At 69.5% G+C, this 6,249-nt stretch carries 5 protein-coding genes; 2 read left to right on the forward strand and 3 right to left on the reverse strand.

Annotated elements, in window-relative coordinates; all coding sequences use genetic code 11:
* Nucleotides 1-158 precede the first annotated feature (158 nt).
* Together D7X55_RS33835 and D7X55_RS33840 are read left to right on the forward strand one after the other, a co-directional pair.
* Nucleotides 159-368 (forward strand): cold-shock protein, encoded by a 210-nt coding sequence (locus D7X55_RS33835; RefSeq protein WP_120552165.1) that lies wholly within the window; start codon nt 159-161, stop codon nt 366-368.
* 261 nt (nt 369-629) lie between these two features.
* Entirely contained in the window at nt 630-983 is a 354-nt protein-coding gene (locus D7X55_RS33840; protein ID WP_233610234.1) for a hypothetical protein, read from the forward strand.
* Nucleotides 984-1,073: 90 nt separating this feature from the next.
* Here the strand turns inward: D7X55_RS33840 and D7X55_RS33845 are convergent, their stop codons facing one another.
* From D7X55_RS33845 to D7X55_RS33855, 3 genes are read right to left on the reverse strand one after another with little or no spacing between them, the layout of a single operon-like run.
* Nucleotides 1,074-4,193, reverse strand: a complete 3,120-nt coding sequence (locus D7X55_RS33845; RefSeq protein ID WP_120552167.1) for an efflux RND transporter permease subunit — start codon at nt 4,191-4,193, stop codon at nt 1,074-1,076.
* 57 nt (nt 4,194-4,250) lie between these two features.
* Nucleotides 4,251-5,360, reverse strand: coding sequence for an efflux RND transporter periplasmic adaptor subunit (locus D7X55_RS33850; RefSeq protein ID WP_121725212.1), 1,110 nt, complete (start codon nt 5,358-5,360; stop codon nt 4,251-4,253).
* Nucleotides 5,357-6,121 (reverse strand): TetR/AcrR family transcriptional regulator, encoded by a 765-nt coding sequence (locus tag D7X55_RS33855; protein WP_121725213.1) that lies wholly within the window; start codon nt 6,119-6,121, stop codon nt 5,357-5,359. The genes D7X55_RS33850 and D7X55_RS33855 overlap by 4 nt, the downstream gene beginning before the upstream one ends.
* Nucleotides 6,122-6,249 lie beyond the last annotated feature (128 nt).

Below are 6,249 nucleotides of genomic sequence, written 5' to 3' on the forward strand. Positions count from 1 at the left end.
CTACCCGACGAACTGTTGGCTGCCAGGCAAGGGGGCTTCCACCCACCCTGCCCCGCCGGGCAGACTGCTGTTCGCACTCAGGCCCTCACATTTCGAGAGGGCCGCCCGCTTGCACAGCGGTGGGTGCCGCGCCCCACCCAACAAAGAGAAGACGATTCATGGCTACTGGTACGGTGAAGTGGTTCAACGATGCGAAGGGCTTTGGCTTCATCACTCAGGACGGCGGTGGTGAGGACGTGTTCTGCCACCACAGCGCCATCAACATGGACGGCTTCCGCACCCTGGCCGAAGGCCAGAAGGTGGAGTTCGAGGTGACGCGCGGCCCCAAGGGGCTCCAGGCGCAGAACGTCCGCGCAGTGGGTTCATAACAACCCGCTCCGGGTCAAACCCAGAGCACTGAAGCCCGGCTCCGCTCACGCGGGCCGGGCTTCTTCATTTTTACAACCTACCCAGAAGGAATAACACGCAATTCCTTTCAAACCTTCCACCCTCCTGGGAATGACGGGGGGGGCTGGTGAAAGTCCGAAAGACGTCTGTTAGGGTTTGAGCCTGCGAGGGAGGGCGCACCTATGTTCGAAGTCACCAACGATGTCAGCCGTCGGACCATCACTGCCCGCATGAGCGGTTTCATGCGGCCCAACGAAATGAAGGAGTACGTGGCCGTCTACAAGAAGGCCACGGACAGCTACGGCGGAGGGCGGCACCTGGTTCTGGCCGACATGCGGGGTCTGCGCCCGCTGGAGCCGGAATCCGCGAAGCTGTTCTCCGAGATCGTCGACCACGGGCGCAAGAATGGCTGCGCCATGTGCGCGCACGTGTCGGACTCGACCATCGCGCGCCTGCAGACGGCCCGCGTGGCCTCGGAAGCATCCCCCAACGACGACATCACCGTGGATTGTGTGTCGCTGGAGGAAGCGCAGAACCAGCTCGCCAAGGCGCGCGTGCGCCTGCTCAACGGCGAAGGCATGGCGGCTACGCGCTAGCCACTTGTTTCATCCCCTTTGTATCAAATGAAAGGCGCGGGTGACGGCATGTCACCCGCGCCTTCTTGTTTCAGGCCGTGAGGCCTGGGCTCAGGCCGCGCGGTCGTGCGCCGAGGGCGCGTCCACGGGCAGCGCGGTGTGCGGCCCGTCCTGACGGGGCTTGCGCTTCTTGAAGGACAGCTTCTCCATGGCCGCGAACACCACCGGCACCACCAGCAGCGTGAGGAAGGTGGAGGTGATGACGCCGCCGATGACGGAGATGGCCATGGGGGCGCGGAACTCGGAGCCGGTGCCCGTGCCCACGGCGGTGGGCACCATGCCAATGGCCATGGCCGCGCTCGTCATGAGGATGGGGCGCAGGCGGCGGGGGCCGGCCTTGAGCAGGGCCTCGTCCACGGAGTCGCCCTCGCGCAGGTGGTGGAGCGCGCCGTCGATGAGGAGGATGGCGTTCTTCGTCACGAGGCCCATCAGCAGGATGACGCCAATCATGGCGCCCATGCTGAGGTGGTAGCCCGTGACGACCAGGCCCAAGAGCGCGCCCACGAGCGCCAGCGGCAGCGACACCATGATGGTGAAGGGGTGCTTGAAGGACTCGAACTGGCTGGCGAGCACCATGTAGATGAAGACGAAGGCCAGCAGGAACGCGATGCCGAACGCGTCGTTCTGCTCATCCAGGCTCTTCATCTGGCCGTCGTAGACGATGGCGTAGCCGGGCGGCAGCGGCTTCTGGGCGATGGCGGCCTTGAGCTTCGTGGCCACGTCACCCAGCGCGGCGCCCTTGGCCAGCTGGGACACGACGGCCACCTGGCGCTCGCGGTTCTCGTGCTCGATGACGCTGGGGCCGTCCTTGAGCGACACCTGGGCCACGTCCGTCACCTGGTGCAGGCCGTGGGGTGACACGATCATCAGCTGGCGCACGCGCTCCGGCGTGGCGCGGTCCTCCTCGCGCAGGCGCACGCGGATGTCCGTCTCGTCCGTGCCCTCGCGAAGCTTGGCCGTCACGTCACCGTCAATGGCCAGCCGCAGCTGCGCGGCGAGCGACCCGGCGGACAGGTCCATGTCCGCGGCGCGCGCGCGGTCGATTTGAATCTGGAGCTCCGGCTTGGCGGGGTTGGAGTCCACGCGCACGTCGGAGGTGCCCAGGGTGCGCAGGATGCCGGCGACGCGCTCGGCCTCTTCATTGACGCGCTTCAGGTCCGGGCCCACCACGCGCACCATGATGGGGAACCAGTCCCCCAGGCCTTCGATGGACGGCGGGTCCGACAGGGTGATGGCGGTGGAGACCAGGTTGGGGACCAGCAGCGCGCGGGCCTCCTCCTTGAGGGTGCCGATGCTCTTGGTGCGCTGGTCCTTGCCCACGGTGAGCACGCGCATGCGCGACTTGTAGACGTCTCCGTTGGGGCCCACGGTGGTGTAGATGTCCGCGACCTCCGGGATCTGCTTGAGCAGCGTCTCGGCCTGCGCGGCGCGCTCCGTGGTCTGCGCCAGGTTGGCGGAGTCCGGCAGCTGCAGTTCGACGATGAACTGCGAGCGGTCCTCCGCGCTCATGAACTCCACGCCCAGGCGGCTGGCGGCGCCGAAGGACAGCACGAGCGCCAGCAGGGTGAGGCCCGCGGTGGTCCACTTGTGGCGCAGCACCCAGCCCAGGATGCGCGCGTACGTGGACTCGGTGGCCTCCAGGAAGCGGCGCAGCACGCGGAAGACGGCGGGCTCGTGCTGACGCTCCCCCGGCTTGTGCGCCTTGGCGAAGCGCGCGGACAGCATGGGGTCCAGCGTGAAGGAGATGAACAGCGAGATGAGCACCGCCACGGAGATGGTGATGCCGAACTGCTTGAAGAACTGGCCCACGATGCCGGGCATGAAGGCCACGGGGATGAACACCGCCACCAGGGCCAGCGTCGTCGCGAGCACCGCCAGGCCCACGTCCTTGGTGCCGTTGTACGCGGCGCTCATGGGCTCCTCGCCCTGCTCCAGCCGGTGGGTGATGGCCTCACGCACCACCACCGCGTCGTCGATGAGCAGACCGATGGCCAAGGACAGTGACAACAGCGTCATCTGGTTGAGCGAGTAGCCCAGCACGTACATCACGAAGAACGTGCCGATGACGGACGTGGGCAGCGCGAGCGCGGAGATGAACGTGCCGCGCGGATCCAGCAGGAACATCAGGATGATGAGGACCGCCATCAGGCCGCCGAAGATGAGGGCGACCCACACCTCGTGGGTGTTGGCGCGGATGAGGTCCGACTGGTCGATGAGCAGCGTGGCCTTGAAGCCCTGCCCCACCACCGGCCCCATGTCCGCGAGCGTCTTCTTCACCGCGTCGCTGACGCTCACCGTGTTGGAGCCCGGCTGCTTCACGATTTCCAGCACCACGGCGTCGCGGGCGTTGAGGCGCGCGGTGGTGCGGCGCTCGGCGACGCCGTCCGTGACGGTGGCGACCTCTTCCAGGCGCACCTGGGCGCCCGTCTTGCTCCGGGCGATGGGCAGCTTTTGCAGGTCCTCCACGCTGGTGAACTCACCCATGGCGCGCACGGTCAGCTCGTTGGGCCCCAATTGCAGACGGCCCGCGGGCAGGTTGAGGTTCTCCATGGCGATGCGCTGGGACACCTGCGACGGCGCGATGCCCACCGCGCGGGCCTTGTCCAGGTCGATGTCGACCTGGATTTCGCGCGTGTCGCCGCCGGTGATGCGCACCTCCGCCACGCCGGCCAGCTGCGCGAGCGCGGGCTTGATGCGGTCATCCAGCAGCTTGCGCAGCGACTGGGACGTCATGTCCGCGGAGACCGCGTAGGTGAGGATGGGCGCGGCGGACAGGTCCACGCGGCTGACGATGGGCGCGTCCGCGTCCGTGGGCAGCTTGTTGACGGCCTGGCCCACCTTGTCGCGCACGTCCTGGACGGCGGTGTCCAGGGCGGTGCCCAGCGTGAAGGACACCACCACGGTGCCCACGTTCTCACGGCTGAAGGAGTGGATTTTATCCACGCCGCTGATGCCGGCGACCGCGTCCTCCAGGGGCTTGATGACCTGGGTCTCGATTTCGCCCGGGCCCGCGCCTTTGTAGAGGGTGTTGACCACCACCACGGGGAAGCTGACGTCCGGGTAGAGGTCGGTGCCCAGGCGCTTGAGGCCCATCACGCCCAGCACGATGAGCAGCAGGGACACCATGGCCGTGAACACCGGCCGCCGGATGGAGACATCACTGAGAATCATGGGAAGAGCTCACGCACGCCGCTGGACGGCCACGGCGAAAGGGGGGCGGCCTTTCGGCTACTTCACGGAGACGCGGGTGCCGGGGGTCAGGGAGGGCGTGGGGAAGTCCACCACCTGCTGGAGGACGGCCGCGGCGCGCACCACCACCTCGCGGTCGCGGCGCTCCAGCACCTGCACGTCCACGCGCTGGAGGGCGCCGTCGCTGACGACGAGCACGTGGTCCCCGTTGGAGGAGGACAGCGCCGTGGTGGGCAACAGCTGCGCGTCCTGCGCCTCGCCCAGCTTCAGCATGGCGCGCGCCAGGGTGTGGGCCACGAAGCGGCCGTCCGCGTTGGGCACGGCGATCTCCACCGGGATGCGCCGGGTGGCGGGGTCCGCGGAGGGCAGGATGGTGCGCACCACGGCCTCGTCGGTGGACGCGCCGTTGCCCAGCGCCGCCACGCGCACCTTGGTGCCGGGCTTGAGCAGCGCGCGGGCGCCTTCCGCCACGGTGGTGCGGAAGATGAGCGTGTCCAGCTGCTCCAGGGTGAACAGCGGCGAGCCCGGGCCCACCGTGGCGCCCGTCTGGTCCGGGGACTCAATCAGCGTGCCCGCGAAGGGCGCCTTCAGGTCGTGCCGGCGGCGCGCCGCGCGGGCCTGCGCCAGCTGCGCCTTGGCGGCCATCACCTGCGCCTGGGCCTGCGCGGCGGCGGCCACGGCGCTCTTGTGCTGCTGGTCGCTGACGCCACCGCCGGTGCTCAGCTTCTCCGTGCGCTCGGCGGCGTCCTTCGCGATGGAGGCGGCGGCCTCCGCGGCGGCGACGGCGGCCTCCGCGCCGGCCACCTGCGCGTCCACGATTTCAGCGTTGAGCTGGGCCAGCGTGTCGCCCTTCTTCACGGCCTGGCCCTTGTGGATGCGCACCGCCTCCAGGCGGCCGCCGACTTCAAAGCCGACCTGGAGCCCCTGCGCGGGGTACAGCGTGCCCGTCACCTCCTCCGACTGGGAGGCCTGCACGCCCTTCGCGGAGACGACCTTCACGGCCGGCGCCGGCTTGTCCTGGCCGGGGGCCTGCGCGGCGGCGGGCGAGGACGCGGCGTCCGCCTTGTCACAACCGGTGAGCGCGAGCGCGGCGGCCACCCCCATGGCGGCGAGGGCGCGGGAGGCGGAGGGCTTCGTGGAGGGTTTCACGGGCGTTTCCTTGGCGGACGGTGCGGGTGGGCCGCGCGGGCGTGGCGCCGGCGCGTGGATGGCGGTGAAGAAGGACGGGCGACGGCGGCGGGCGTCGCGGGCACGGCCTCGCGGGGCAGCGTGCCTTCGTGCATGAGACGCTGGATGCCCACGGCCCAGGCGGCCAGGTCCGGCTTCTGCTCCAGCCGTCCCATGCGCCGGGCCAACAGCAGGTACGTGCCCACGACGAAGGAGCCGAAGAGGCCGGGGTCCACGTCCGGGGTGTCCGGCTGCTGGCCGCGCAGGTGGAAGAACTCCCGGGCAATCCGCTCCACCTCGCGGTCCACCACGTCCCACATGACGGACTCGAAGGCGGTGCCCTGGCTGCCCACGATGAGCGCGGTGACCAGCTCCCGCTGCTCCCACATGAGCTCCAGCATCTCCACGTCGAGCGCGGCCTCCAGGCGCAGGAAGTCGCGGTAGCGCTCCGAGCGCGCGGCCACGTCCCCGGGGCCCGGCAGGCCGCTGTGGTCGGCGCGGAAGCGGTCCATGCAGGACATGCGCTTCGAGGCCAGCCGCTCCAGGGCCGCCAGGAAGTCCTGCACCAGCGCCGCGAAGAGGGCCTCCTTCGAGGGGAAGTGCAGGTAGAAGGCGCCCTTGGACAGGCCGCTGGCGGCGGTGATGTCGCTGATGCGCGCGCCCTTCACGCCCCGCTTCGCGAACTCCGCCCGCGCGGACGCGATGAGCGCGCTGCGGGCTTTGGGGTCGGCGTGGCGGGGCATGGCGGCCGCATTCCTAACCCGCCGGTCAGAAATAGAACAGTCGTTGCTGAACGCCGGGTCAGGAATCCGAGGGGCGTGTCGGCGGCGGGCGCAGGAGGGCGGAGCAGAGCGGACACCCGGGCGGGGCG

Origin of the sequence: Corallococcus sp. AB049A (genome assembly GCF_003668885.1) — a bacterium.
Taxonomy (GTDB): Bacteria; Myxococcota; Myxococcia; order Myxococcales; family Myxococcaceae; genus Corallococcus; species Corallococcus interemptor.